Origin of the sequence: Umezawaea endophytica (assembly GCF_025061645.1) — a bacterium.
Taxonomy (GTDB): Bacteria; Actinomycetota; Actinomycetes; order Mycobacteriales; family Pseudonocardiaceae; genus Umezawaea; species Umezawaea endophytica.
In genome coordinates this window covers 53,578-78,762 of record NZ_JANYMP010000030.1, presented here as the reverse complement: position 1 = coordinate 78,762, position 25,185 = coordinate 53,578, and the positions used below count along the sequence as shown (strand labels likewise).

The 25,185-nt window shown below is 70.2% G+C and carries 25 protein-coding genes; 16 read left to right on the top strand and 9 right to left on the bottom strand.

Annotated elements, in window-relative coordinates; translation table 11 throughout:
* The first annotated feature begins 131 nt into the window (after nt 1–131).
* The 5 genes from NZH93_RS40885 to NZH93_RS40865 are packed head-to-tail and all read left to right on the top strand — an operon-like array spanning nt 132 to nt 5,043.
* Entirely contained in the window at nt 132–1,493 is a 1,362-nt protein-coding gene (locus NZH93_RS40885; protein WP_259628699.1) for a glutamine synthetase family protein, read from the top strand.
* Complete coding sequence (locus NZH93_RS40880; protein WP_259628698.1) at nt 1,474–2,178, top strand: gamma-glutamyl-gamma-aminobutyrate hydrolase family protein; 705 nt, start codon at nt 1,474–1,476, stop codon at nt 2,176–2,178. The genes NZH93_RS40885 and NZH93_RS40880 overlap by 20 nt, the downstream gene beginning before the upstream one ends.
* On the top strand, nt 2,175–3,548 hold the full coding sequence (locus NZH93_RS40875) for an aldehyde dehydrogenase family protein (protein WP_259628697.1): 1,374 nt from the start codon (nt 2,175–2,177) through the stop codon (nt 3,546–3,548). Before NZH93_RS40880 ends, NZH93_RS40875 begins: the two co-directional genes overlap by 4 nt.
* Nucleotides 3,548–4,315 carry a 3-oxoacyl-ACP reductase gene (locus tag NZH93_RS40870; RefSeq protein ID WP_259628696.1) on the top strand — a complete coding sequence of 256 codons (768 nt, stop codon included), beginning with the start codon at nt 3,548–3,550 and terminating at the stop codon, nt 4,313–4,315. Before NZH93_RS40875 ends, NZH93_RS40870 begins: the two co-directional genes overlap by 1 nt.
* The gene (locus NZH93_RS40865; RefSeq protein ID WP_259628695.1) at nt 4,315–5,043 is read left to right on the top strand and encodes a FadR/GntR family transcriptional regulator; all 729 of its coding nucleotides are present in this window, start codon (nt 4,315–4,317) and stop codon (nt 5,041–5,043) included. Before NZH93_RS40870 ends, NZH93_RS40865 begins: the two co-directional genes overlap by 1 nt.
* Here NZH93_RS40865 and NZH93_RS40860 read toward each other — a convergent pair.
* Nucleotides 5,036–5,638 carry a TetR/AcrR family transcriptional regulator gene (locus NZH93_RS40860; protein ID WP_259628694.1) on the bottom strand — a complete coding sequence of 201 codons (603 nt, stop codon included), beginning with the start codon at nt 5,636–5,638 and terminating at the stop codon, nt 5,036–5,038. The two genes, NZH93_RS40865 and NZH93_RS40860, sit on opposite strands and share 8 nt — an antisense overlap.
* An 84-nt stretch (nt 5,639–5,722) precedes the next feature.
* On the opposite strand from NZH93_RS40860, the gene NZH93_RS40855 reads away from it, so the two are divergent.
* On the top strand, nt 5,723–6,463 hold the full coding sequence (locus NZH93_RS40855; RefSeq protein ID WP_259628693.1) for an SDR family NAD(P)-dependent oxidoreductase: 741 nt from the start codon (nt 5,723–5,725) through the stop codon (nt 6,461–6,463).
* A 45-nt stretch (nt 6,464–6,508) separates the two neighbouring features.
* On the opposite strand, the gene NZH93_RS40850 is transcribed toward NZH93_RS40855, so the two are convergent.
* A complete protein-coding gene (locus NZH93_RS40850) occupies nt 6,509–7,030 on the bottom strand; it encodes a hypothetical protein (protein WP_259628692.1) in 522 nt (173 codons plus the stop codon).
* A gap of 327 nt (nt 7,031–7,357) precedes the next feature.
* Between NZH93_RS40850 and thrS the strand changes: the two genes are divergently transcribed.
* From thrS to NZH93_RS40835, 3 genes are all read left to right on the top strand, one after another.
* Nucleotides 7,358–9,364, top strand: a complete 2,007-nt coding sequence (gene thrS / locus NZH93_RS40845) for a threonine--tRNA ligase (RefSeq protein ID WP_372506985.1) — start codon at nt 7,358–7,360, stop codon at nt 9,362–9,364.
* Entirely contained in the window at nt 9,361–9,909 is a 549-nt protein-coding gene (locus NZH93_RS40840; protein ID WP_259628690.1) for an HIT family protein, read from the top strand. The genes thrS and NZH93_RS40840 overlap by 4 nt, the downstream gene beginning before the upstream one ends.
* 61 nt (nt 9,910–9,970) lie before the next feature.
* Nucleotides 9,971–12,058: an ATP-binding protein gene (locus NZH93_RS40835; protein ID WP_259628689.1), complete on the top strand. Its 2,088-nt coding sequence runs from the start codon at nt 9,971–9,973 to the stop codon at nt 12,056–12,058.
* A gap of 82 nt (nt 12,059–12,140) precedes the next feature.
* Here NZH93_RS40835 and NZH93_RS40830 read toward each other — a convergent pair whose 3' ends face one another.
* Nucleotides 12,141–12,695, bottom strand: coding sequence for a YceI family protein (locus NZH93_RS40830; RefSeq protein ID WP_259628688.1), 555 nt, complete (start codon nt 12,693–12,695; stop codon nt 12,141–12,143).
* A gap of 173 nt (nt 12,696–12,868) precedes the next feature.
* On the opposite strand from NZH93_RS40830, the gene NZH93_RS40825 reads away from it, so the two are divergent.
* The 6 genes from NZH93_RS40825 to NZH93_RS51045 are packed head-to-tail and all read left to right on the top strand — an operon-like array spanning nt 12,869 to nt 17,944.
* A complete protein-coding gene (locus tag NZH93_RS40825) occupies nt 12,869–13,708 on the top strand; it encodes a helix-turn-helix domain-containing protein (protein ID WP_259628687.1) in 840 nt (279 codons plus the stop codon).
* A 60-nt stretch (nt 13,709–13,768) separates the two neighbouring features.
* Nucleotides 13,769–14,377, top strand: coding sequence for a phosphatidylinositol phosphate synthase (gene pgsA, locus NZH93_RS40820; RefSeq protein WP_259628686.1), 609 nt, complete (start codon nt 13,769–13,771; stop codon nt 14,375–14,377).
* Nucleotides 14,374–15,300: a phosphatidylinositol mannoside acyltransferase gene (locus NZH93_RS40815; protein WP_259628685.1), complete on the top strand. Its 927-nt coding sequence runs from the start codon at nt 14,374–14,376 to the stop codon at nt 15,298–15,300. Before pgsA ends, NZH93_RS40815 begins: the two co-directional genes overlap by 4 nt.
* The gene (locus tag NZH93_RS40810) at nt 15,297–16,433 is read left to right on the top strand and encodes a glycosyltransferase family 4 protein (protein WP_259628684.1); all 1,137 of its coding nucleotides are present in this window, start codon (nt 15,297–15,299) and stop codon (nt 16,431–16,433) included. Before NZH93_RS40815 ends, NZH93_RS40810 begins: the two co-directional genes overlap by 4 nt.
* The gene (locus NZH93_RS40805) at nt 16,430–17,422 is read left to right on the top strand and encodes an NUDIX hydrolase (RefSeq protein ID WP_259628683.1); all 993 of its coding nucleotides are present in this window, start codon (nt 16,430–16,432) and stop codon (nt 17,420–17,422) included. The genes NZH93_RS40810 and NZH93_RS40805 overlap by 4 nt, the downstream gene beginning before the upstream one ends.
* 18 nt (nt 17,423–17,440) lie before the next feature.
* A complete protein-coding gene (locus tag NZH93_RS51045; RefSeq protein ID WP_308214298.1) occupies nt 17,441–17,944 on the top strand; it encodes a LuxR C-terminal-related transcriptional regulator in 504 nt (167 codons plus the stop codon).
* Between the two features lie 258 nt (nt 17,945–18,202).
* On the opposite strand, the gene NZH93_RS40795 is transcribed toward NZH93_RS51045, so the two are convergent.
* The 6 genes from NZH93_RS40795 to NZH93_RS40770 form a co-directional block, all read right to left on the bottom strand.
* Nucleotides 18,203–19,195 carry a TIGR03842 family LLM class F420-dependent oxidoreductase gene (locus tag NZH93_RS40795; protein ID WP_259628682.1) on the bottom strand — a complete coding sequence of 331 codons (993 nt, stop codon included), beginning with the start codon at nt 19,193–19,195 and terminating at the stop codon, nt 18,203–18,205.
* Nucleotides 19,196–19,208: 13 nt separating this feature from the next.
* Complete coding sequence (gene hydA / locus NZH93_RS40790; protein WP_259628681.1) at nt 19,209–20,594, bottom strand: dihydropyrimidinase; 1,386 nt, start codon at nt 20,592–20,594, stop codon at nt 19,209–19,211.
* The gene (locus NZH93_RS40785; protein WP_259628680.1) at nt 20,591–21,433 is read right to left on the bottom strand and encodes a nitrilase-related carbon-nitrogen hydrolase; all 843 of its coding nucleotides are present in this window, start codon (nt 21,431–21,433) and stop codon (nt 20,591–20,593) included. The genes hydA and NZH93_RS40785 overlap by 4 nt, the downstream gene beginning before the upstream one ends.
* Entirely contained in the window at nt 21,430–22,983 is a 1,554-nt protein-coding gene (locus NZH93_RS40780) for an NCS1 family nucleobase:cation symporter-1 (protein ID WP_259628679.1), read from the bottom strand. The genes NZH93_RS40785 and NZH93_RS40780 overlap by 4 nt, the downstream gene beginning before the upstream one ends.
* A gap of 154 nt (nt 22,984–23,137) precedes the next feature.
* Nucleotides 23,138–23,869 carry a tetratricopeptide repeat protein gene (locus tag NZH93_RS40775; protein WP_259628678.1) on the bottom strand — a complete coding sequence of 244 codons (732 nt, stop codon included), beginning with the start codon at nt 23,867–23,869 and terminating at the stop codon, nt 23,138–23,140.
* A 30-nt stretch (nt 23,870–23,899) separates the two neighbouring features.
* Nucleotides 23,900–24,562, bottom strand: coding sequence for a hypothetical protein (locus NZH93_RS40770; protein ID WP_259628677.1), 663 nt, complete (start codon nt 24,560–24,562; stop codon nt 23,900–23,902).
* 82 nt (nt 24,563–24,644) lie between these two features.
* Between NZH93_RS40770 and NZH93_RS40765 the strand changes: the two genes are divergently transcribed.
* The gene (locus NZH93_RS40765; protein WP_259628676.1) at nt 24,645–25,121 is read left to right on the top strand and encodes a hypothetical protein; all 477 of its coding nucleotides are present in this window, start codon (nt 24,645–24,647) and stop codon (nt 25,119–25,121) included.
* Nucleotides 25,122–25,185: the final 64 nt, after the last annotated feature.

Genomic DNA, 25,185 nt, shown 5'->3' with positions numbered 1-25,185 from the left:
CGGTCACGTGGGAGTGTCAAGCGTCCAAATGCGTGTCTAGCTGCGTAACGCTTGCGTTGACACGACTGTTGCACCCGTGTAGCAATGGTCCTCAATGGTTTCGCATTAGACCATTAGGGAAGGGAACCTCGATGCACAGCGAGGGTTTGCTCAGCGTGGTCGAACTCCGCTCGCACGTGGAGGCGGGCACGATCGACACCGTGCTGGTCGCCATCGTCGACATGCAAGGGCGCCTCCAGGGCAAGCGCTGCGCCGCGCGGTACTTCGTCAACGAGGTCCTGTCGCACGCGACCGAGGGCTGCAACTACCTTCTGGCCGTCGACGTCGACATGAACACCGTCGGCGGCTACGCGATGTCCTCGTGGGACACCGGTTACGGCGACTTCGTCATGAAGCCCGACCTGAGCACGCTGCGCCGCGTGCCGTGGCAACCCGGCACCGCGCTGGTGATGTGCGACGTGCAGTGGGAGAACGGCGACCCGGTCGCCGCGTCACCCCGGCAGATCCTGCGCCGCCAGCTCGACCGGCTCGCCGAACGCGGCCTGCGCGCGTTCGTGGGCACGGAGCTGGAGTTCATCGTCTTCAACGACACCTACGAGCAGGCCTGGGACAAGGCGTACCACGGCCTCCAGCCCGCCAACCAGTACAACGTCGACTACTCGATGCTGGGCACCGGCCGCATCGAGCCCCTGCTGCGCGACATCCGCGTCAGCATGGAGGGCGCGGGGATGCAGGTCGAGTCGGCCAAGGGGGAGTGCAACCCCGGCCAGCACGAGATCGCGTTCCGCTACACCGAGGCGCTGGCCACGTGCGACAACCACAGCGTCTACAAGAACGGCGCCAAGGAGATCGCCGCGAACCACGGCAAGAGCCTGACGTTCATGGCGAAGTACAACGAGCGCGAGGGCAACTCGTGCCACATCCACCTCAGCCTGCGCACCGACGACGACAAGCCCGCGTTCGCCGGTGACCGCGAGCACGGGTTCTCCGAGCTGATGGAGCACTTCCTCGCCGGGCAGCTCGCCCACCTGCGCGAGCTGACGTACTTCCTCGCGCCGAACATCAACTCCTACAAGCGGTTCGTGCCCGGCAGCTTCGCGCCGACGGCCATCGCCTGGGGCCGCGACAACCGGACGTGCGCGCTGCGCGTCGTCGGCCACGGCCAGTCGCTGCGGTTCGAGAACCGCGTGCCCGGTGGCGACGTGAACCCGTACCTGGCCGTCGCGGCGCTGATCGCGGCCGGGCTCAAGGGCGTCGACGCCGAGTTGCCGCTGGAGGAACCGTTCTCCGGCAACGCCTACAGCTCCGGCCGCGACACCGTGCCGACGACGCTGCGCGGCGCGGCGGACGCGCTGGCGGGCAGCGCGCTGGCCCGCGAGGCGTTCGGCGACGACGTGGTCGACCACTACCTCAACGCCGCGAAGGTCGAGCTGACCGCGTTCGACGCCGCCGTCACCGACTGGGAGCGCGTGCGTGGCTTCGAACGCCTCTGAACCCCTCATCGGCCTCACCACCTACCTCGAACCCGTGCGGTTCGGCCTGTGGGACACCAGGGGCGCCGTGCTGCACCAGGCCTACGTCGACTGCGTGCGCGCGGCGGGCGGCAACCCCGTGCTGCTGCCTCCCGGCGGCGACTGGCGACCGGAGACGGTCGGCTGGCTCGACGGGCTGGTGATCACCGGCGGCGCGGACGTGAACCCCGCCGCCTACGGGCAGGAGCCGGGGCCGCTCACCGACGCGCCGCGGCAGAGCCGGGACGACTCGGAGTTCTCGCTCGCGCGCGCGGCGCTGTCGTCGGGGCTGCCGCTGCTCGGCGTGTGCCGGGGGATGCAGGTGCTCAACGTCGTCCTCGGCGGCACGCTGCACCAGCACGTGGAGGGGCACGTCAAGAGCCCCGGCGTGTTCGCGGAGACGGAGGTCGACGTCGTGCGGGGCAGTGCGCTGGAGGCGGTCGTCGGCTCGCGCACGACCGTGCAGTGCCATCACCACCAGGCGCTCGACGTGCTCGGCGAAGGACTGCGGGCCGTGGCCACGGCGCCGGACGGCATCGTCGAGGGAGTGGAGCTGGAGGGGTCCGGATTCGCGCTCGGCGTGCAGTCGCACCCGGAGCAGGACATCGAGGACGTGCGGCTGTTCGCCGCGCTCGTCCAGGCAGCGAAGGAGAGGGCCCGCAGGTGACCAGCACGTTCGACGTGATCAACCCCGCGACCGAGGAGGTGGTGCGCGGCGTCGACCTGACCTCGGTCGAGGAGACCGACGCCGCCATCGCGCGCGCCGAGAGGGCGCTCGTGTCGTGGCGGGCCGTCACGCCCGCCGACCGCGGGCGGCTGCTGCGCCGCTTCGCCGACGCCGTGGACTCCGCGGTCGAGGAGTTGGCCGCGCTGGAGGTGCTGAACTCCGGCCACACCATCGGCAACGCGCGGTGGGAGGCGGGCAACGTCCGCGACGTGCTGCACTACTACTCCGCCGCGCCGGAACGCCTGTTCGGCAGGCAGATCCCGGTCGCGGGCGGCGTCGACATCACGTTCCACGAGCCGCTCGGCGTCGTCGGCGTGATCGTGCCGTGGAACTTCCCGATGCCGATCGCGGGCTGGGGCTTCGCGCCCGCGCTGGCGGCGGGGAACACGGTCGTGCTGAAGCCCGCGGAGCTGACGCCGTTGACGGCCATCCGGTTGGGCGAGCTGGCCCGTGAAGCCGGGATCCCGGAGGACGTGTTCCAGGTCCTGCCCGGCAAGGGGTCCGTGGTGGGCAACAGGTTCGTGACGCACCCGGCCGTGCGCAAGGTCGTGTTCACCGGGTCCACCGGGGTCGGCAAGCAGATCATGGCCGGCTGCGCGGACCAGGTGAAGCGGGTGACGCTGGAACTGGGCGGGAAGTCGGCGAACATCGTGTTCGCGGACTCCGACCTGGAGAAGGCCGCCGCGACCGCGCCCTACGGCGTGTTCGACAACGCGGGCCAGGACTGCTGCGCGCGGTCGCGGATCCTGGTGCAGGACAGCGTCTACGACCGGTTCATGGAGCTGCTGGAGCCCGCGGTCAAGGGTGTCGTCGTCGGTGCTCCCGGTGACGAGAAGACCGAGATGGGTCCGCTGATCTCGGCCGCGCACCACGCCAAGGTGTCGTCCTACGTGCCGTCCGACGCGCCCGTGGCGTTCCGCGGGTCGGCCCCCTCGGGGCCCGGTTACTGGTTCCCGCCAACGGTACTGGCCCCGGTGTCACCCTCGGACCCGGCCGCCGTCGAGGAGATCTTCGGCCCGGTCGTGTCGGTGCTGCGGTTCACCGACGAGGCCGACGCGATCAGGCTGGCCAACGACAGCGCGTTCGGTCTGTCCGGCTCGATCTGGACCCGTGACGTCGGCCGCGCGCTGCGCGTCTCCCGCGGCGTCGAGGCGGGCAACCTGTCGGTCAACTCGCACTCGTCCGTGCGCTACTCCACGCCCTTCGGCGGGTTCAAGCAGTCCGGGCTCGGCCGCGAACTGGGGCCGGACGCGCTCGACTCGTTCACCGAGACCAAGAACGTGTTCATCTCTTCCGAGGAGCAGAACTGATGGTACGACGGCTCGAAGACCGCGTCGCGGTCATCACCGGTGGCGGCAGCGGCATCGGGCTCGCGTCCGCCCGCAGGCTGGCGTCGGAGGGCGCGCGGATCGTGATCGTCGACATCGACCGCGAGGCGGGGGAGGCGGCGGCCAAGGAGGTCGACGGGAAGTTCCACCGGGTCGACGTGACCAACGAGGAGGACGTGCGCTCGCTCTACGCGGCCGTGCACGGGATGTACGGGCGGATCGACGTCGCGTTCAACAACGCGGGCATCTCGCCGCCCGAGGACGACTCGATCCTGACCACCGGCATCGAGGCGTGGGAGCGGGTCAACCGGGTCAACCTCACGTCGGTCTACCTGTGCTGCAAGTACGTCATCCCGTACATGCTCGAGGCGGGCAAGGGTTCGGTGATCAACACGGCGTCGTTCGTCGCCACGATGGGCGCCGCGACCTCGCAGATCGCCTACACCGCGTCCAAGGGCGGGGTGCTGGCGATGAGCCGCGAACTCGGCGTGCAGTTCGCCCGCGACGGCGTGCGGGTCAACGCCCTGAGCCCCGGCCCGGTCAACACGCCGCTGCTCAAGGAGTTGTTCGCCAAGGACGCCGAGCGCGCGGCCCGGCGGCTCGTGCACGTGCCGCTCGGCCGGTTCGCCGAACCCGAGGAGATCGCCGCCGCGGTGGCGTTCCTGGCCAGCGACGACTCGTCGTTCATGACCGCGTCGAACTTCCTGGTCGACGGCGGCATCTCCGGCGCCTACGTGACCCCCTTGTAGTGGCCCAGCCCTGGCAGGAGGCACCGTCCACAGCGGACGCCGCGGTGTTCCGGCCGGTCCGCGCGGGCAACGCGTTCGAGGAGACCGTCGAACGCCTGCTCCAGGCGATCCGGCTGGGCGTCGCGGTGCCAGGTGAACGCCTGCCCGCGGAACGCGAACTGGCCACCCGGCTCGGTGTGAGCCGGGTGACCCTGCGCGAGGCCATCAGGTCGTTGCAGCAGGCCGGGTACGTCGAGTCGCGCCGCGGCCGGTACGGCGGGACGTTCGTCAACGAGGTCCTGCCGCTGCCCCAGCCCACGTCGGACCGGGGCGGCGGCGCGGACCTCGCCGACGCGCTGACGTTGCGGCAGGTCCTCGAAGCGGGCGCGGCGGAAGCCGCCGCGGGCCGGTCGCTCGGCCAGAACGACCGGCGCAACCTGCGCGCCCGGCTCGCCGAGTGCGTCGCGGCGGACGTGGGGGAGTACCGGCGCCGCGACTCGCGGCTGCACCTGGCCATCGCCGAGGCGACCGGGTCGGCATCGCTCACCGCCGCCGTCGCGGACGTCCGGATGAGGACCAACGAGCTGCTCGACGCGATCCCGCTGCTGGAGCCGAACCTGGCGCACTCGAACGAGCAGCACGAGCGGATCGTCACCGCGATCCTGGACGGCGACGCGGAAGCCGCGCGGCGCGAGATGGCCGAGCACCTGTCCGGCACGGCAGCCCTGCTGCGGGGGTTCCTCAGCTAGTCAGCACGTCCCACGCCGCCATGGCGGACTCGACCGCGGACTCCAGCACCGCCTGGTCCACGCCGTCGCGCGCCTCGATCGACAGGCCGTGCAGCACCGTCGCGTAGAACGCCGCCACCCGCGCCGGATCGGTGGTGGCGGGCAGTTCCCCGCTCGACACCGCCTGTTCCAGGCGCAGTTCCAGCGCGCGCACCGTGGAACGCCGGTGGTCCGCGAGGTGGTCGCGGACGGACCGGTTGCGCGGGGCGCAGTTCAGCGCGGACAGCACCACCATGCAGCCGGTCGGGGTCGTGGGGTCGGCGTAGATCGCGAGGTTGCCGCGCAGGACCGCCTCGACCGCCGCGCGGGCCGCCGGCTCCTCGCGCAGGGCGCGGTGCGTGGCCGAGCCCTGCGAGTCGCCGTAGAGGGCGACGGCCTCGTGGAAGAGCTTCTCCTTCGACCCGAAGGCGTTGTAGAGGCTGGGCGGGTTGATGCCCATCGCGCTGGTGAGGTCGCTGAGCCCCGCGCCCTCGTAGCCCAGCTCCCAGAACGTCACCATCGCCTGCCGCAGCGCCGTGTCGCGGTCGAACTTGCGCGGCCTGCCCCGCTCCGCCATCAGCCCTCCGCGGTTCCGCCGTCGATCCCCGTGTGATCCAATACTACTTTATTGATAAGTCACTACAAAAATGGGGAGACGGACATGTCGCAGCTCGCGGGCAAGGTCGCGCTGGTGACCGGGGGCAGCCGGGGCATCGGGGCGGCCATTGCGCTCCGGCTCGCGCGGGACGGCGCGGACGTGGCGCTGACCTACGTGGCCGCGAAGGACCGGGCGGACCAGGTGGTGGAGCGGATCGAGGCGACGGGGCGGAAGGCGGTCGCCCTGCGCGCGGACATGGCGGACGCGGAGGAGGTGGCCGCGCTGCCCTCGCGGGCGGTCGCCGAACTCGGCGGGCTCGACGTGCTGGTGAACAACGCCGGGACGTTCTCCTACGGGCCCATCCAGGACGTGCCGCTCGCCGAGGTGGACCGCATGATCGCGATCCACGTCCGGGGCACCTACCTGGCCACGCAAGCTGCCCTGCCGCACCTGGGGCGCGGCGGCCGGGTGATCAGCATCGGTAGCTGCTGGGGCGTCCGGGTGCCGGTGCCGAACGTGGCGCTGTACTCGATGACGAAGTCGGCCCTGATCGGTTTCACCAAGGGGCTGGCGCACGACCTGGGCCCGCTCGGGATCACCGTGAACACCGTCGACCCCGGCCCGACGGCCACGGAGATGAACGGCAGGGCGCTCGCGGGCGAGCCGGGCGAGGACGTCCGGACCGCCACGGGCACCTACGGCGCCGTCGAGGACATCGCGTCCGCCGTGGCGTTCCTGGCCGGGCCCGAGGCGCGGTGGATCACCGGCACGGCGCTGGCCGTGGACGGCGGGTACACGGCGTAGTCCGCGCCGCGTGCCCCGAGGGCCGGGGCACGCGGCCGTCGGGGGTCAGCGTTCGAAGCGGCCGTGGTCGTCCCAGCGCGGACCGTGGTCACCGCGCGGGCCGGGACCCCGGTCGTCCATGCGCGAGATCCCGGGACGGCCATGGCCGCCGCGGTAGCCGTCGCGGTCGAGCAGGGCCACGAGGCCGCCGCCGATGATCAGGCCGAGCACGCCGACGGCGACCAACTGGGTGGCCCGGTGGGCCGCGACCTGCCGGAACCCGCGGCGCGGGGCGGTCGCGTACACCGGGGCCGCCGCGGGTGGGGGTCCCGGAGGCGCCTCGGCCGCGGAGGCGGTCGTGACCGGCTGCTGGGGGGCCGCCTCGGGTGCGGGCGGGGGAGTCGGCTGCTCAGCCGTGGGCTGGGGTGCGGCGGGCTGTTCGACCGTCGGCTGGGGTGCGGGCTGTTCGGCCGTGGGTTGGGGTGCGGGTGACCCGGTCGCGGGCAGCGGGGTGGTCGGCTGCTCGGCCCTCGGCGGTCGCGCTGTCGGTTCGGGAGTGGGGCCCTGGGGATCCTTCGGGTCGGGCATGGTGCGGTCTCCTGATCTCACGGGGTCGGTCCAGCACCGGTCCCGGTCCCAGGATGCGCCTCTGACCTGTGCGGACCCTGAGCGGAACCTGTCGCTCGTCTGAAGGGCGTAAATGGCGCGACAGGGAGGGCGTCGACGCGGTTCCCTCGACCACGTGGCCATCGTCCGAGCCCTCACCGACGAGTCGACCCCCGTCCCACCCGACGCGGGCCACGCCCGGTGGTGCGCCGCGCACCGATAACATCTGATCTGGTTCGCCCCCTATTCACCCACCTAGGAGTCACCGTGCCCGAGTCGCGTCCCGCAGCCGCCGTCACCCCACCGCGCGTGGTGGTGCCGTCGGGGACTACCGCGGGGGCGGCGGTGCGCGCGGCCGACCTCCCCGGGAAGGGGCCGGACGCGATCGTGGTCGTCCGCGATGCCGAAGGTCACCTCCGCGACCTCTCCTGGGTGCCGCAGGTGGACGTCGAGGTCGAGGCCGTCGCGGCCAACACCGACGACGGCCGCGCCGTCATCCGGCACTCGACGGCGCACGTGCTGGCCCAGGCCGTGCAGCAGCAGTTCCCGGACGCCAAGCTCGGCATCGGCCCGCCGGTCAAGGACGGCTTCTACTACGACTTCCAGGTCGAGAAGCCGTTCACGCCCGAGGACCTGACCGCGCTGGAGAAGCGGATGAAGCAGATCGTGAAGGGCTCGCAGCGGTTCTCCCGCCGCGTGGTCGACTCGGTCGACGCCGCGAAGGCCGAGCTGGCCGCCGAGCCGTTCAAGCTGGAACTGGTCGACATCAAGTCGGACGTGGACACCGCCGAGGTCATGGAGGTCGGCGGCGGCGAGCTGACGATCTACGACAACCTGGACCCGCGCTCCGGCGACCGGATCTGGGGCGACCTGTGCCGCGGTCCGCACGTGCCGACGACCAAGCACATCCCGGCGTTCAAGCTGAGCCGCGTCGCCGCGGCGTACTGGCGCGGCAACGACAAGAACCCGCAGCTCCAGCGCATCTACGGCACGGCGTGGGAGTCGCAGGAGGCGCTGGACGCGCACCTGGAGCTGCTGGCCGAGGCCGAGCGCCGCGACCACCGCAAGCTGGGCGTCGAGCTCGACCTGTTCAGCTTCCCGGACGAGATCGGCTCCGGTCTGGCGGTGTTCCACCCCAAGGGCGGGATCATCCGGCAGGAGATGGAGAACTACTCGCGGCAGCGGCACACCGAGGCGGGCTACGAGTTCGTCTACTCGCCGCACATCACCAAGAGCTCGCTGTTCGAGACGTCCGGCCACCTCGACTGGTACAAGGACGGCATGTACCCGGCGATGCAGCTCGACGCCGAGTACAACGAGGACGGCACGGTCCGCAAGCCCGGCCAGGACTACTACCTCAAGCCGATGAACTGCCCGTTCCACGACCTGATCTTCCGGTCGCGCGGGCGGTCGTACCGCGAGCTGCCGCTGCGGATGTTCGAGTTCGGCTCGGTGTACCGGTACGAGAAGTCCGGTGTGGTCCACGGCCTGACGCGTGTGCGCGGCATGACGCAGGACGACGCGCACATCTTCTGCACGCCCGACCAGGTCCAGGACGAGCTGAAGTCGCTGCTGTCGTTCGTGCTCGGGCTGCTCAAGGACTACGGCCTCGACGACTTCTACCTGGAGCTGTCGACGCGCAACCCGGAGAAGTCCGTCGGCTCCGACGAGGTGTGGGAGACGGCGACCGAGGCGCTGCGCGAAGCCGCCGAGTCCTCGGGCCTCGAACTCGTGCCCGACCCCGGTGGCGCCGCGTTCTACGGCCCGAAGATCTCCGTGCAGGCCAAGGACGCGCTCGGCCGCACGTGGCAGATGTCCACGATCCAGTTGGACTTCAACCTGCCGGAGCGGTTCGAGCTGGAGTACTCGGCCAACGACGGCACCCGCCAGCGCCCGGTCATGATCCACCGCGCCCTATTCGGCTCGGTGGAGCGCTTCTTCGGCGTGCTGACCGAGCACTACGCGGGCGCGTTCCCGGCGTGGCTGGCCCCCGTGCAGGTCGTCGGCATCCCGATCGCCGACGAGCACGTCGACCACCTGCTGGCCGTGCGCGACGCCCTGCGCGCCCGCGGCATCCGCGTCGACGTCGACGCGTCGGACGACCGGATGCAGAAGAAGATCCGCACCCACACCATGCAGAAGGTGCCGTTCATGCTCGTCGCGGGCGGCAACGACGTCGAGTCCGGCGCCGTGTCGTTCCGCTTCCGCGACGGCACGCAGGTCAACGGCGTGCCCGTGGAGAAGGCCGTCGACACCATCGTGGACTGGGTCGCCCGGCGGGAGAACTCCTCGCCGACCGCCGAGTCCGTCCAGTGAGCTCCGAACTGGAGGAACAGGCAGGGGTCGGGGTCCACGACGCGTTGCAGCGCCTGTGGACCCCGCACCGCATGTCCTACATCAAGGGCGAGGGCAAGCCCGTCGGCAGCGAACCCGCGGGCTGCCCGTTCTGCCTGGTGGTCGACCTGTCCGACGCGGACGGCCTCATCGTGGCCCGCGGCGAGTCGGTCTTCGCGGTGCTGAACCTGTACCCGTACAACCCCGGCCACCTGATGGTGCTGCCGTACCGGCACCTGCCGGACTACACGGACCTGACGGCCGAGGAGACGGTGGAGTTCGCGGAGTTCACCCAGAAGGCGATGCGCGTGATCCGGCACGCCGCGGCACCGCACGGGTTCAACATCGGGATGAACCAGGGGGTCGTGGCGGGAGCAGGCATCGCCGCCCACCTGCACCAGCACGTCGTGCCCCGGTGGGGCGGCGACGCGAACTTCATGCCGGTGGTGGCGCAGACGAAGGTCCTGCCGCAGTTGCTGGGCGAGACCCGGCAGATGCTGGCGGACGCGTGGGAGGCGGCGGAGTAGTCACTCCGGCTGTCTGCACTATTGCGTTAGTGCCGTCACCCCAGCAGGTGAGACTGCTGGGGTGACGCACAACGCCTTCTCCGGCAAGTTATTCGGCAACGTCGTGCAGGGGCGCGACATCACGCTGTCCCTCCCTCCCGCGCCACCAGTGGCGGTGGCAGGCCTGCCCGCGCAGCCGGTGTTCGTGGGGCGGGAGCGGGAACTGGCGCTGTTGATCGCCGCGCTCCGCCCGGTGGTTTCCGAGCAGACCGTCGTCGTGTGGTCCCTGGGAGGGCTCGCGGGCATCGGCAAGACGGCTCTCGCCGTTCGTGCCGCTCGAACCGCCCTGCACGAAGGGTGGTTCCCCGGCGGCGTGGTCATGGTCAACATGCGAGGCTACGACTTGCCGGGTGAACGCGTGTCGGCGTCGGCCGCGTTGGCCAGCCTGCTCGGCGCGTTGGGCGTTACGGGCCAGCACGTACCCGCGGACGCCGAGGACCGGGCGCGGTTGTGGCGGTCGGTGCTGGCCGAGCGGGAGCGGACGTTGATCCTCGCCGACAACGCGTCGAGCGTGGACCAGGTGCGGCCGTTGTTGCCGGGCACCGCCGAGCACCGGGTGGTGATCACCAGTCGTCATCGGCTGGCCGACCTCGAAGGAGCCCGGTTGTTCGACCTGGACGTGCTGCCGTTCCCCGAAGCGGTGGCGATGCTCGCCGACGAACTGGCCACCAGCGACCCGGACGACGGTCGGGTGCGTGACGATCCGGGCTCGGCCGACGTCCTCGTGCGGTTGTGCGGGGGTTTGCCGTTGGCGATCCGGGTGGCCGCCGCGCTGTTGGCGTCGGATCCGGCGCGATCCGTGGCGGAGATGGCGAACGACCTGGCCGAGGACCACAGGCGGCTGGAGGAGCTGCACTACAGCGGGAGCCTGGCGGTTCGCGCGGCCTTCGACCTGTCGTACCGGCACCTGGAGGACTCGCACGCCCGGCTGTTCCGCTTGATCGCCGTGAACCCCGGCCCGGAGATCGGTGTCGACGCGGTGGCCGCGCTGGTGGGCTCCGAGGTGTCGGAGGTGAAGCGGCCGGTGCGTGAGCTGGTGCGCGCCAACCTCCTGCAACCCGGCTCCGCCTCCGGGCGTTGGCGCATGCACGACCTGTTGCGGCTGTACGCCGCGGAGGCGGCCGCGAAGGATCCGGAACGGGAAGCCGCCGTGGTCCGCCTGCTCGACCACTACCGGACCTGGAACTACGCGGCCTCGGTGACCTTCGTGGAGCCGCCGCTCCCGGCAGCGGAGCACCCGGTGTTCGTGGACCGGTTCGAGGCGTTGAAGTGGGTGGACGCCGAACGGGCCAACCTGGTGACCGCCGTGTCGCTCGCCTTCACATCGGGCCGCTACTCGGACGCGGTCGGACTGTCGCTGGAGATGCACGAGTACCTGTTCCTGCGGAACCACTGGGACGACGCGCTGGCCGTTCACGACCTGGCACAGGTCGCGGCCCGTCTGCTCGGCGATCGAAGATCCGAAGCCTTGCTCCTCAACTACTCGGGCACGGCCCATCGCCGGAGCGGGCACCTCGACGAGGCCTTGGCCTGTCACCAGCAGGCCGCCGCGATCTTCCAGGAGCTGGGCGACCTCGACGGCGAGGGGTTGGCCCTCCACTACGGGGGGAAGGTGCACCGCGACCTGGGGGACTGGCAAGCGTCGATCGACTCCTGCCGGAGAGCGCTCCTGATCTTCGCCGAAACGGGCCGCCGGTTCGAGGAGGGTGCCGTCCTGTTCAACCTGGCCGTCGCGCTCGGTGCGCTGGGGAGGTTCTCCGAGGCGGTCGAATGCCACCTGAGGGACCTCGAGATATGCCGGAGCCTGGGGTTCCGCTCAGCCGAGGGGCGGACCCTGAACCAACTGGGCGTGCTCCACCGGAAGGCGGGCCGCTTCGCCGACGCGGTGGAGCACCACCGGCAGAGCTTGCTCATCCCCCGTGAGGGAGGCGATCCGAACGGGGAAGCCGACACGCTCGTCGACCTGGGGATCACGTACCGGGATTGGGGTCGTGTGCCCGAGGCGATCGACTGCCTGCGGAAGGGCTTGGAGGTCTACGAGAGACTTCCCGGCTCTGGCCCGGCGATCCTGGCCGCCGAAGTGCGGGAGTTGCTCTCCACGATCGAGTGAGCGAATCCACTCTTCTGGCGGATCAAGGAATACGCAAAGAGGCCCCGCCGTTCGGCGAGGCCTCTTTGGGCGTGGCTGTGGATCAGGACTGGAGGACGGCTTCGATCTCCAGGGAGATGGCGATCTTGTCGCCGATGACCACGCCGCCGCCGTCGAGCGGCATGTGGATGTCCACGCCGAAGTCGTTGCGGGAGATCTCCGTGGTGGCGGAGAAGCCGACGCGGGTGCCGCCGTACGGGTCCGGGCCGAAGCCGTTGAGCTCCAGCTTGAGCGGGACGCTCTTCACGACGCCGTGCAGGTCCAGCTCGCCGTCGAGGACGTAGTCGTCGCCGTCCGCGCGGAGGCCGGTGGAGCGGTAGGTCATGGTCGGGTACTTCTCGACCTCGAAGAAGTCCGCGGAGCGGATGTGGTTGTCGCGGTCCGCGTTGTTGGTGTCGATCGAGGACAGGTCGATCGTGGCCGTCACGGACGACTCGGCGGGGTTCTCCGCGGTGACCAGGGTGCCCTCGAACGTGCGGAAGCTGCCCCGGACCTTGCTGACCATCAGGTGCCGGACGCTGAACGAGACGGCGGAGTGAGCGGCGTCGATGGTCCAGGTGCCGGCGATGTAGCCGGGGATCTGGATGGCGGTGGTCATTGCGGTGTCCTCCGTGATGGGCTGTAGGGATTCTTGTTGAACAGTGAACTACAACGCTTGACGTTTAAAGTGATTCCCAGGTGTGTCATGGATCACTCTCCGAAATCGGGTGATCTATCCGGAACCCGGTTGGCTGATCGTCAAGTCCGACCCCGCTCGATACGGTGCGATTCATGACCGCACCCGAGCGCTCAAGGCTCGCGCGAGATCGACTCTCGCGGGAGTTACGCAGGCTGCGGACCGAGGCCCGGATGACCGGTACGGCCACGGCGCAGGCGACCGGTATGAGCCAGTCGAAGCTCTCCAAGATCGAGAACGGGATGCTCCTGCCGTCCGTGATCGACGTCGAACGCCTGGTGGCAGAGTTATCCGCCACTAGGGAGACCAGATTAGAGCTGGTCGAACTGGCCCGCCAGCTACACGCCGAAGCCGAAACCAGACGGGTGGTCCTGCACCGGGGGGCGCACCGCCACCAGCAGACCGTGGCCCGCATCGAGGCCCGCGCCACCACCAGCCGCTTCTTCCAGCTCGCCGGAGTCCCGTCGCTGTTGCAGAGCGAGAACTACCTCCGCGTCGTGCTGGCCGCGACACCCGGTCGTGAGCAGGACTCCGCCGTGACGACCCTGCGGGCCCGGCGCGCCCGGCTCGACGACCCGAACAAGAAGTTCATCTTCCTGCTCAGCGAGAGCGCCCTCCGGTGGCGGATGGGGTCCGCCGACCTGATGTGCGACCAGATCGACCACCTCTCCCAGACCATGCGCCGCCCGAACGTGTCGCTGGGCGTCGTTCCGTGGTCGGCGGACGCGAACCTCGTTGCGCTGCACGGGTTCCAGGTCTACGACGAGCGCGTGGTGACGATCAGCGTGCTGACCGGGAACGCCACCATCACCGACCCGCACGACGTCCGCGAGTACGTCGCGCTGTACAGCAGGCTGGAGCGGCTGGCGGCCCGTGGTGATCAACTCGAGGCGCTGCTCGCCCGGATCTCCAGGGACCACCGGCAGCTCGGCTGAGCTGGGCGGTTACTCTGCCGTGGACACATCGTCCCCGCCGGTAGGTGCAGTCCCAGCCTCATGCTGAACATCTTCGCCCGCGCTTCGGTCTCGCGCGTCACCGATCCCATCGGGGCGTGGCTGGTCCGACTCGGGCTCACCCCGAACTCCGTCACCGTGCTGGGCACCATCGGCACGGTCGCCGCCACGCTCTGGTTCTTCCCACGGGGCCAACTCTTCGTCGGCACGCTCGCGGTCACCGCGTTCGTGCTGTTCGACCTGCTCGACGGTGCCATGGCGAGAGCCCAGGGCAGCGGCACGCCCTTCGGCGCCGTCCTGGACGCGAGCTGCGACCGGATCGCCGACGGCGCGCTGTTCGCGGCGCTCGCCTGGTACGCGTTCGCCGCGGGCGACCGCTGGTCGGCCGCGGCCTCGCTGGTCTCGCTCGTCGCCGCCCAGGTCGTGTCGTACGTGAAGGCCCGCGCCGAGGCGTCCGGCCTGAGCGCCGACGGCGGCATCGCCGAACGGGCGGAGCGGCTGATCATCGTGCTGGTGGGCGCGGGCCTGTCCGGGCTCGGCGTGCCGTACGTCCTGGAGGTGGCGCTGTGGCTGTGCGCGGTGCTGACCGCCGCGACGGTCGTGCAGCGCCTGCTCCTGGCGCGCGGCTCCGACACGGAGGTCGTCGGATGAGCATCGGGGAGAGACTGGCCGTGCTCGGCTACTCGGCGGGCTGGAAGCTCGTCCGGGTGCTGCCCGAGCAGTGGGCGCGGCGCGCGTTCGACTTCGCCGCCGACCGGGCCGCCGCCCGCGGCGGGGCGGGTGTCCGGCAGCTCAGGGCGAACCTCGCCCGCGTCGTGCCGCAGGCGGGCGAGGAGGAGCTGGACGAGCTGGTCCGCCAGTCGCTCCGCTCCTACGCCCGGTACTGGCGGGAGGCGTTCCGGCTGCCGTCGATGGACCTCAAGGCCGTCTACGCCACGTGCGACTCGCTCGTCAGCGGCCAGGAGAACCTGGACGCCGCGCTGGAGCAGGGGTCGGGCGCGGTCATCGCGCTGCCGCACAGCGGCAACTGGGACATGGCCGGGGTCTGGCTGGTCGGCCACTCCGGCACGTTCGCCACGGTCGCCGAGCGGCTCAAGCCCGAATCGCTGTACCGCCGGTTCATCGACTTCCGCGAGACCCTCGGGTTCGAGGTGCTGCCGCTGACCGGCGGCGACCGCGCGCCCGCGAAGGTGCTGGCGGAGAGGCTGCGGGAGAACAAGGTCGTCTGCCTGCTCGCGGACCGCGACCTCACGGCTACCGGCGTGCCGGTCACGTTCTTCGGCGAGCAGACGATGATGCCCGCCGGTCCGGCGCACCTGGCCGCCACGACGGGCGCGGCGCTGCTGCCCGTCGGCCTGTGGTTCACCGAGGACGGCTGGGTGTTCCGCATCCACCCGCCGATCCGGGTCTCGGGCACCGCGCAGGTCCCGGTGGCGACGCAGGCGCTCGCGGACATCTTCGCGGCGGACATCGCCGCGCACCCCGCCGACTGGCACATGGTGCAGAAGCTCTGGCTGTCGGACCTGCCGGAGAGCAGGCAGCGCGCCCTCGCCCGCAGGCGGGAGTCGCCGTGAAGGTCGGCATCGTCTGCCCGTACTCCCTCGACGTCCCAGGAGGGGTGCAGGCGCACGTCGTCGACCTGGCCCGCGCGCTGATCGGCCTCGGCCACGAGGTGAACGTGCTGGCCCCCGCCGACGAGGACACGGCGCTGCCCGCGTTCGTCACGTCCGCCGGCCGGGCGGTCGGCATCCCGTACAACGGTTCCGTGGCAAGGCTTTCGTTCGGCCCGCTGTCGTACTCGCGGGTGCGCCGGTGGATCACCGACAACGACTTCGACGTGCTGCACCTGCACGAGCCGACCGCGCCGAGCCTCTCGTTCCTCGCGCTGATGGTGGCGGACGGCCCGATCGTGGCCACGTTCCACACCTCCACGCCGAGGTCGAAGATCCTGGCCGCGTTCCAGGTCATCCTCCAGCCGTTCGTGGAGAAGATCACCGCCCGGATCGCCGTGTCCGCGCTCGCGCGGCGGGTGCAGGTCGAGCACCTCGGCGGCGACGCGGTCGAGATCCCCAACGGCGTGGACGTCGGGTTCTTCGCCGACGCGAAGCCGCTCGACGGGTACCCGCGCGAGGGCGGCACGATCGGGTTCGTCGGCCGCTTCACCGAGCCCCGCAAGGGGATGCCGGTGCTGCTGGAGGCGTTCCGGGTGCTGGCCGCCGAACTGCCGGACCTCCGGCTGCTCGTGGTCGGCCGTGGCGACGACGAGGAACTGCTCAAGGACGCCGGACCGGAGCTGGCCGAGCGGATCGTGCTGCTCGGGCAGGTCGACGACGAGACCAAGGCGCGCGCGCTGCGCAGCGTGGACGTGTACTGCGCGCCGAACACCGGCGGTGAGAGCTTCGGGATCATCCTGACCGAGGCCATGTCCGCGGGCGCGGCCGTCGCCGCCAGCGACCTGGACGCGTTCCGCCGGGTGCTGGACGACGGCAAGGCGGGCGTGCTGACGGCCGTCGAGGACTCCGCGGCGCTGGCCGACGGGCTGCGCGACCTGCTCGCCGACACCGGGCGCCGCGCCCAGTTCGTCGAGGTCGCCCGGCAGCGCGTGATGACGTTCGACTGGTCCGTGGTCGCGAATCAGGTCCTGCGCGTCTACGAGAGCGCCATGGCCGCCGATCCCCGCCGCGTCAGGGAGGCGGAGGAGGAGTGACCAGCTCCTGGTTCGTCACGACGCTGCTGGTCGTCCTCGCGCTCGCCGTCCTCGTCGGACCGTGGGTGCTAGGCACGGCGAACCGCCTCGACCGCCTGCACGTGCGCACCGACGCCGCCTGGGCGGGCCTGGACGCCTCGCTGGCCCGGCGCGCCGTCGTGGCCAGGACCGTGGTGACGGCCGAGCTGGACCCGGACGTGGCGACCATGCTGCGCAACGTGGCGGACCGGGCGGAACGCGCGCCGCGCGCCGAACGGGAAGCGGCGGAGAACGAGCTGAGCGGGCTGCTGGCCGACCTGGACCGCAGCGCGCTGCCGCCCGTGCTGGCCGCCGAGTTGGCGGACGCCGAGCAGCGGGTCGTGCTGTCGCGGCGGGTGCACAACGACGCCGTGCGCGACACGCTGTCGCTGCGCAAGCGGAGGGTGTGCCGGTGGCTCAAGCTCGCGGGCACGGCGCCGCAGCCCGAGTACTTCGAGATCGCCGAACCGCTGGAAGCGGCCGAGTCGTCCGTGCTCACGCCCCGCACGTCGGCGCGCGTGCTGCTCGTGGACGGCGCCGGGCGGGTGCTGCTGTTCGAGGGCAACGACCCGGCCCGGCCGCAGGAGTCGTTCTGGTTCACCGTGGGCGGCGGTGTCGACCCCGGTGAGGAGCTGCGCGCGGCGGCCGTGCGCGAGGTGGCCGAGGAGACGGGACTCGAGCTGGCCGGGGACGACCTGGTCGGTCCGGTGTGGAAGCGGCACACGGTGTTCAGCCTGGACGGCCTGAGCTACGCGGCGGAGGAGTGGTTCTTCCTCGCGGCGTCGGAGGGGTTCGAGGTGGACACCTCGGGGTGGGACGACGTCGAACGGCGGACGATCCGGCAGCACCGCTGGTGGAGCGCGGACGAGCTGCGGGCCACGCAGGACGCGGTGTACCCGGTGCAGTTGGCGGATCTGCTGCCGGGGTTGCTCGGTGGGGCTTGGGACGGGTCGCTGCGCGCGGTGCGTTGATCCGTTTTTCGCGGGTGCGTGCCTGCTGGGCGGGGTGTTCTACCGGGGGTGCGTGCCTGCTGGGCGGGGGCGTTGCTACGAACGGGTGTCACCTGTCTTGGGGACGCGCTTCTGCTGGAGATCGGCTTTCCTGGGGTGGGGACTCACGCCGGGGAGGGCGTTGTGGGGGAAGCGGTGGGGCAGGACGAGCGCGTTCGGGTGTTGTTGAGGGCGTTGGTGCGGCGGGTGCGGGAGTTGGGGCCCGTCGAGGGTGGGGCTCCTGTGCTGGACGTGCAGGAGTTGGGGGTGCGGTGCGTGTTGACGCCCGCTGGGTCGGCGGGTGTGGGGGTGTTGAGCCCTCGGGAGCTCGAGGTGGCCCGGATGGTGGGGATGGGGTGTACGAACAAGATGATCGCGGCTTCGTTGGGGATCAGTTTGTACACGGTGTCCACGCATCTGCGGAGGATTTTCGTGAAGTTGGAAGTGCCTACTCGGGCGGCGATGGTGGCTGTGTTGGCTGGGCGGGGGGCTGTGGCTGGGTGAAGGGGGCCGGTGGGGGTCTGGTGGGAGTCCGGTGGGGCTTGATTGGGTGCGCTGGGGGCCTGGGTGGGTCCGTGGTCCAGGGGGAGAGGCACCCCGCTCGCTCAAGTATCTCGATCTTCGCGCCTGGTTTGTCAAGGCGGGAAAGATGCCTTGACAAACCAGGCGCGAAGCTGAGGGCGCTGGGGATCGGGGCGGCCGGGGGAGTGTGGGTGCCTTCCGGTGCGTGTGGGTGCCGGTTTGGTGGTGGTCCTGGTGGTTTTAGAGGTTGGGGATTACCTCGTTGCCGTAGGCGGCCAAGGTTTTGTCCTTGTCGTCGTGCATGAGGTATAGGGCGAAGTTGGTTACGCCCATGTCCTTGAGTTCTTGCAGTTTGTCCACGTGGGATTGGGGTGGGCCGGTTAGGCAGAACCTGTCCACGATTTCGTCCGGGACGAAGTCCGTCGACCTGTTGCCTGCTTTGCCGTGGTGGCTGTAGTCGTAGCCCTCTCGGCCCTTGATGTAGTCGGTCAGGGCCTTGGGGACCACGCCTGAGTCGCCGTACCTCGCCACCAGGTCTGCCACGTGGTTGCCCACCATGCCGCCGAACCAGCGGAGTTGGTCTCGTTGGTGGGCCAGGTCCACGCCCACGTAGGCGGGTGCGGCTACGCACATGGTGATGTCGTCCGCGTTCCTTCCCGCTGCTGTGGCGGCGTCCCTGACCGAGCCGATGGTCCATCTCGCTATGTCCGGGTCCGCTGTTTGCAGGATGAAGCCGTCCGCCTGTTCGCCGACCATCTTGAGGGCTTTCGGGCCGTAGGCGGCCATCCAGATCTCCAGCTTGCCGTCCTTCACCCAGGGGATGCGGACGGGGGTGCCGTGGTGTTCCACCTCCCGGCCCTCGGCCAGTTCCTTGATGACCGTCATGGCCTTGCCGAGGGTGGCCAGTGTTGCCGGTGGTTGGCCGATGACCCGTCTCGCCGAGTCGCCCCTGCCGATGCCGCAGACCGTGCGGTTGCCGAACATGTCGTTCAGGGTGGCGAACAGGGAGGCGGTGACCGACCAGTCCCTGGTGCTCGGGTTGGTGACCATCGGGCCGACCACGAGGTTCTTCGTGTTGGCCAGGATCTGGGAGTAGATGACGAACGGTTCCTGCCAGAGCACGGCCGAGTCGAAGGTCCAGCCGTAGCCGAAACCGTTGTCCTCCGCGGCTTTCATCCCCGCCACGACGTCGCTCGCGGGCGGGTCGGTTTGCAGCACTACGCCGAAGTCCACTGCGCCGCCCTTCCTAGATGAGGTACTGGTTGAGGTCGCGGCCGAGGAACCTGCCGTGGCCCGCGCCGCCGTGGAAGCCCGCGCCGTCGACGACGACCTTGCCCCGTGACAGGACGGTGTCGACCTTCCCGGTCAGCTCCATGCCCTCGTAGGCGGAGTAGTCCACGTTCATGTGGTGCGTGGCGGCCGAGAGGGTCTGCTCCGCAGTCGGGTCGTAGACGACGATGTCCGCGTCCGCGCCCGGTGCGATGACGCCCTTGCGCGGGTAGAGGCCGAACATCCTGGCGGGGGTGGTGGAGCTGATCTCGACCCAGCGTTCCAGCGAGAGTTCGCCGCGCACCACGCCCTGGTGCAGGAGGTCCATGCGGTGCTCGACGCCCGGCATGCCGTTCGGGATCTTGGAGAAGTCGCCGCGCCCCAACTCCTTCTGGTCCTTGAAGCAGAACGGGCAGTGGTCGGTCGACACCAGCGAGAGGTCGTTGGTGCGCAGGCCGCGCCACAGCTCGGTCTGGTGCTCCTTCGGGCGCAGCGGGGGAGAGGCGACGTACTTCGCGCCCTCGAAGTCCGGCTTGGCCAGGTCCTCCAGCGACAGGAAGAGGTACTGGGGGCAGGTCTCGGCGAAGACGTTCTGGCCGGTGTCCCGCGCCTTGGTGACGGCGTCGAGGGCGTGGGACGCGGACAGGTGGACGATGTAGAGCGGGGCGCCGGTGACCTTCGCCAGTGCGATGGCCCGCGACGTCGCCTCGCCCTCCAGTTCCGGTGGCCTGGTGAGGCCGTGCTGGACGGGGTCGGTGTGGCCGTTGGCGAGCGCCTGCGCGACGAGCTGGTCGATCGCGATGCCGTTCTCCGCGTGCATCATGATCGTGGCGCCGGTCTCGCGCGCCTTCTGCATGGCGCGCAGGATCTCGCCGTCCGTGGCGTAGAAGACGCCGGGGTAGGCCATGAACATCTTGAACGTGTTCACGCCCGCGTCGATGCAGGACTCCATCTCCTTCAGCGATGTGTCGTTGACGTCGCTGACGATCATGTGGAACCCGTAGTCGACGGCGCAGTTGCCGTCCGCCTTGCCGTGCCACCTGTCCAGTGTGGACAGCAGCGAGGTCCCCTTCGCCTGCACGGCGAAGTCGATGATCGTCGTCGTGCCACCCCACGCGGCGGCGACCGTGCCGGTCTCGAAGGTGTCCGCGCTGGACGTGCCGCCGAACGGCATCTCCATGTGCGTGTGGCCGTCGATGCCGCCGGGGATCACGTACTTGCCGGTCGCGTCGATGACGGTGTCGGCCTGGACCTCGAAGCCGGGTGCGACGAGGGCGGCGATCTTCTCGCCCTGCACCAGCACGTCTGCGGCCACCGCGCCCGTCGCGTTCACGACGGTGCCGCCGCGGATCAGGGTGCTCACGGCTGCACCAGCGAGTCGTAGCTGTCCGGCCTGCGGTCGCGGTAGAACGCCCACAGGTCGCGGACCTCGGCGAGCAGGTCCATGTCCAGGTCGCGGACGACGATCTCCTCCTCGGTGTCCGACGCCGCCTCGCCGATGAGCTGGCCGCGCGGGTCCGCGAAGTACGTCTGGCCGTAGAAGTCGTTGTCGCCCAGCGGTTCCACGCCCACGCGGTTGATCGTGCCGACGAAGTACTCGTTCGCCACGGCCGCGGCGGGCTGCTCCAGCCGCCACAGGTACTCCGACAGGCCGCGGCTGGTCGCCGACGGGTTGAACACGATCTTCGCGCCCGCCAGGCCCAGCGCCCGCCAGCCCTCGGGGAAGTGGCGCTCGTAGCAGATGTAGACGCCGATGCGGCCGACCGCGGTGTCGAACACCGGGTAGCCCAGGTTGCCCGGCTTGAAGTAGAACTTCTCCCAGAACCCCTTGACCTGCGGGATGTGGTTCTTGCGGTGCTTGCCCAGGTACGTGCCGTCCGCGTCGATCACCGCGGCGGTGTTGTAGTAGACGCCGGGCTGCTCCTCCTCGTACATCGGCACGACGAGCACGACACCGTGCTGCTCGGCGACCTCGCACATCAACCGGGTCGTCGGACCGTCGGGGATCTGCTCGGTGTAGGAGTAGTAGTCCGCGTCCTGCACCTGGCAGAAGTACGGGCCGTAGAACAGCTCCTGGAGGCAGATCACCTGCGCGCCCTGCGAGGCCGCGGTGGCGATGGCCGCGACCGCGTTCGCGATCATCGACTCCTTGTCGCCGGTCCACCTCGACTGGATCAGACCGGCTCGGACGATGTTCGTCACTTGATCACTCCCTCGTTGGTGCGGTCGGGCGCTGTCCGCGACAGTGCCAGGTAGGTGACGAGTCCGCCCACCAGGCCGACCACCCAGTTGTAGTCGTAGAGCGGCTTGAGGAACGGGATCAGCCCGTCGGTCGGGAACGGGCCGCCGTAGGCGCCGCCGACCGCGAGGACCCCGCCGACGAGGGTCGCCACGACCGCCCGCCAGTTCCACCCGCCGGAGAACCAGTAAGCCCCCTTGCCGTCCATGTACAGCGCGTCGAGTTCGATCCGGGTCTTGCCGAGCAGCCAGTACCCGGCGATGAACACGCCCGCCACCGACGCCAGCAGGCCGCCGTAGAAGCCCAGCCACGCGAAGATGTAGATGCTCGGGTCGGAGATCAGCCGCCACGGCTGGATCACCACGCCGATCACGCCGGTGATCAGGCCGCCGACCGCGAACGTGATGCGCCGCGGGAAGGCGTTGGAGAAGTCGTAGGACGGGCTGACGACGTTCGCCGCGAGGTTCGCGGAGATCGTCGCGAGCACCAGCGCCACCAGCGCGACGACCACGACCAGCGGGTTGTCGAACCGGCTCGCCAGCGTCGCCGGGTCCCAGATCGCCTCGCCGTACAGGGCGATGGAGCCGGACGTCGTCAGGATCGCCACGATCGCGATGAACGACATCGTGGTCGGCAGGCCGAGGACCTGGCCGAGCACCTGCTTCTTCTGGCTACCGCCGAAGCGGGTGAAGTCCGGCATGTTCAGCGACAGCGTCGACCAGAACGCGATCATGCCCATCAGCGACGGGAAGAACACCTTCCAGAAGTCCGCGCCCCAACCCAGCTTCGACGGCTCGGACAGGATCGGCCCGAAGCCGCCCGCCTTCACGGCCACGTACGCGAGCAGGATCAGGAAGCCGACCGACACCAGCGGCGCCGTCCAGTTCTCGAACTTGCGGATCGCCTCCATGCCGCGCCAGATGATCAGCATCTGCACGACCCAGAAGCCGAGGAAGCACAGCCACAGCGTCCACTTCTGCCCCAGCACCTCCGGCGCGGTCAGCCACCAGCCGCCGACCAGCTTGCCCACGATCACGTGCAGCGCCAGCCCGCCGACCCACGTCTGGATGCCGAACCAGGCGCACGCGATGAACGCCCTCAGCAACGCCACCAGGTTCGCGCCGCGCACCCCGTAGAACGCGCGGGCGAACACTGGGAACGGGATGCCGTACTTCGTGCCCGCGTGGCTGTTGAGCAGCATCGGGACCAGCACGATCAGGTTGCCCAGTGTGATGGTCATGAACGCCTGGACCCAGTCCATGCCCAGCGCGATCAGCGACGCCGCGAGCGTGTAGCTGGGGATGTTGTGCGCCATCCCCATCCACAGGGCGAAGAAGTTGTACGTGGTCCAGGTCCGCTGCTCCAGCGGCACCGGGGCCAGTTCAGGGTTGAAGTAGCGGCTCTCCGAGATCCCCGAGAAGTCGCGCAGCTCGACTCGGCCATCCGGGTGACTGATCTGCTTCGTCGTCGTGATCTGGCTCGCGGTGGTGGGCTCTGAGGGGTCGACGGCCATCGGTCACATCCCTGTTACGCTGGTGAAACAGCGTGGTCGGTGCGCGCTTTCCATCCCGGAATCCTGGGATGGCGGGTGCGCCGGGGGCAGTGTCGAAGTGTCCACGCTTGCCATGATCAGTGAACACTCTGTCGGTTGCACGTCGATCGCCGGTTCATCGGGTGAGCAGGTCCCGGACGAGGTGCGCGTCGTAGCGGTCGTCGATCTCCTCGAACGCCGCCAGCGCGTCGCGGTAGGCCTCGTGGGCCTCGGTGATCCGGCCCAGTCCGCGGTAGACGGTGCCCAGTTCCCTGAGCGTGACCCCCGCGTGGAACCGGTCGTCGCGGTGCCGGTGGATCCGCAGCGCCGCGAGGAAGTCCTCCACGGCCAGGTCCGCGTTCCCCATGGCGTGGTGGGTCTTGCCGAGTTCGTGCAACGTGATCGCCTCGCCGCCCTCGAACCCGTGGCGCCGCTGCGACTCCAGCGCGGCCCGGTAGTGGGTGATCGCCGTGTCCGGGTCCCCGAGCGCCAGGTGGGTGGCGCCGAGGTTGGTCAGGGTGATGCCCAGGCCGTACTGGTCGTCGATCTCCAGCCTGATCCGCAGCGACCGCTCGCAGCAGAGGAGCGACCGCTCCGGGCGGCCCATGTGCCGGTAGGTCGCGGACAGTCCGATGAGGGTGGAGCCGATGCCGACCTGGTCGCCCGCCTCCTCGTGGAGGCGCAGCGCTTCCTCGGCGAAGGCGATGGCCTGGTCGAACTGCCGCGCGTGCCGGTGCACGGTGCCGAGCCGGTTCAACTGCCTGGCGAGCGTCGCGCGGTCGCCGAACCCGCGAGCGGACTCGACGGCCATCCGCTGGAAGCCGAGCCACGGGGCCAAGCGCTTGCGCTGCGAGAAGTACGGGTGCATCGCGTTGGCGACGGGGACGACGTCGTCGCCCTAGCCGTGCCTGTGGAGCGCCATCACCAGCACGGTTTCGTGGTTGCGGTCCATCCACGCGAGCGACTTCGGGTCGCAGACGTGGTTCTTGATCGTCCGGGAGTGCTCGGCGGCCGCCGCCGGGTAGTACGCGACCAGGCGCCGCAACGCCGACTCGCCGTCCTCGTCGGGCAGATCAGCGTCGGTGAGGCAGTGGAGCGCGTAGAGCCGGACCAGGTCGTGGAACCGGTTGCCCTGTTCGAGCAGGTGCGCCGCTCGCAGGTCCGCGAGCAGCCTGCGCGCCCTCGTGGGCGGCAGGTCGGCCAGAGCGGCGGTGCTCGCCACGTCGATGTCGCCGGGGTGGAGGGAGAGGAGGCGGAACAGGGCGGCGCGTTCGGCTTCAGTCGGCGGGTTTTCGAGGCCGTGCATCCACAGCAGGGAGGAGAGCGCGTCAACGGGTGCGCCCCTGCGTTCCGGGTCGTAGCGCTGGAGGTCCAGGTAGAGCTTGCCTCCGAGGAACGTGGCACGGTGGCCGTAGCGCGGCAGCAGTTCGGTCTCGCCGATGCCACCGATGCCGTGGGCCAGTGGCCGTCCGGGCGGGCACCGGCCTCCTCGTTGCGGCCCGAGGTTTCCCCAGAACGGTGGGATTTCCCGATCGGGTGAGAGGTCGGCCGGGTGTGTCACCCCATCGTGTGGCTATAGATCATCTGCGGTCCTGCCGATGCCAAAGAGGACCACTTCAGGTCCCCTCAAGGTTAGGAACACTGTGTTTCGTACCCGCCCGCGTGGTTCCCTCCGTGCCGCCGCTCTGCTCGCCGTCGGCGCTTCGCCGCTGCTCGCCGGAGTGGCCGCAGCCGCCCCCGCGCCGTCCCTCGACGGCCTGGAAGGTGCGATCGGTGCCGCGCCCGAGCTGACCAGCACCGTCGCAGGCCAGGCAGGCCAGGTCGCGAGCGGTCGGTCCGTGAAGCTGCCCGCGCCGACCGACGTGCAGGACTCCTCCGTGGCGCGGCAGCCCGCCCCGCAGCTCCCGGACCCCTCGCAGGCGCTGCCGAACGTGAGCACCCCGGTCCTCCCCGGCTTCGGCCAGCCGCAGGGCCGGTCCCTCCCCGGCGCGTCCTCGCTGCCGATCGGCGACCAGCTCCAGCTCAACCAGCTCCCGCTGAACCAACTCCCGAGCACCGGCGAACTGCCGCTCGTCTCGCAGCTCGGCAACCTCCCGGTGGCACTGCCCGGCCTGGGCTAGACCTCCGCACCTCCGCAAGCCCATGGCGCAGTGGCACCTGCGTCATGGGCTTGTCGCGTGTGGA

Excerpts from the sequence above, each read along its gene's own strand:
- NZH93_RS40870 (WP_259628696.1), top strand. The coding sequence starts at position 3,548 with ATGGTACGACGGCTCGAAGACCGCGTCGCGGTCATCACCGGTGGCGGC.
- NZH93_RS40860 (WP_259628694.1), bottom strand. The coding sequence starts at position 5,638 with ATGGCGGAGCGGGGCAGGCCGCGCAAGTTCGACCGCGACACGGCGCTG.
- NZH93_RS40850 (WP_259628692.1), bottom strand. The coding sequence starts at position 7,030 with ATGCCCGACCCGAAGGATCCCCAGGGCCCCACTCCCGAACCGACAGCG.
- NZH93_RS40830 (WP_259628688.1), bottom strand. The coding sequence starts at position 12,695 with ATGACCACCGCCATCCAGATCCCCGGCTACATCGCCGGCACCTGGACC.
- NZH93_RS40855 (WP_259628693.1), top strand. The coding sequence starts at position 5,723 with ATGTCGCAGCTCGCGGGCAAGGTCGCGCTGGTGACCGGGGGCAGCCGG.
- NZH93_RS40885 (WP_259628699.1), top strand. The coding sequence starts at position 132 with ATGCACAGCGAGGGTTTGCTCAGCGTGGTCGAACTCCGCTCGCACGTG.
- pgsA (WP_259628686.1), top strand. The coding sequence starts at position 13,769 with ATGCTGAACATCTTCGCCCGCGCTTCGGTCTCGCGCGTCACCGATCCC.
- NZH93_RS40780 (WP_259628679.1), bottom strand. The coding sequence starts at position 22,983 with ATGGCCGTCGACCCCTCAGAGCCCACCACCGCGAGCCAGATCACGACG.
- NZH93_RS40815 (WP_259628685.1), top strand. The coding sequence starts at position 14,374 with ATGAGCATCGGGGAGAGACTGGCCGTGCTCGGCTACTCGGCGGGCTGG.
- NZH93_RS40775 (WP_259628678.1), bottom strand. The coding sequence starts at position 23,869 with ATGCACCCGTACTTCTCGCAGCGCAAGCGCTTGGCCCCGTGGCTCGGC.
- NZH93_RS40825 (WP_259628687.1), top strand. The coding sequence starts at position 12,869 with ATGACCGCACCCGAGCGCTCAAGGCTCGCGCGAGATCGACTCTCGCGG.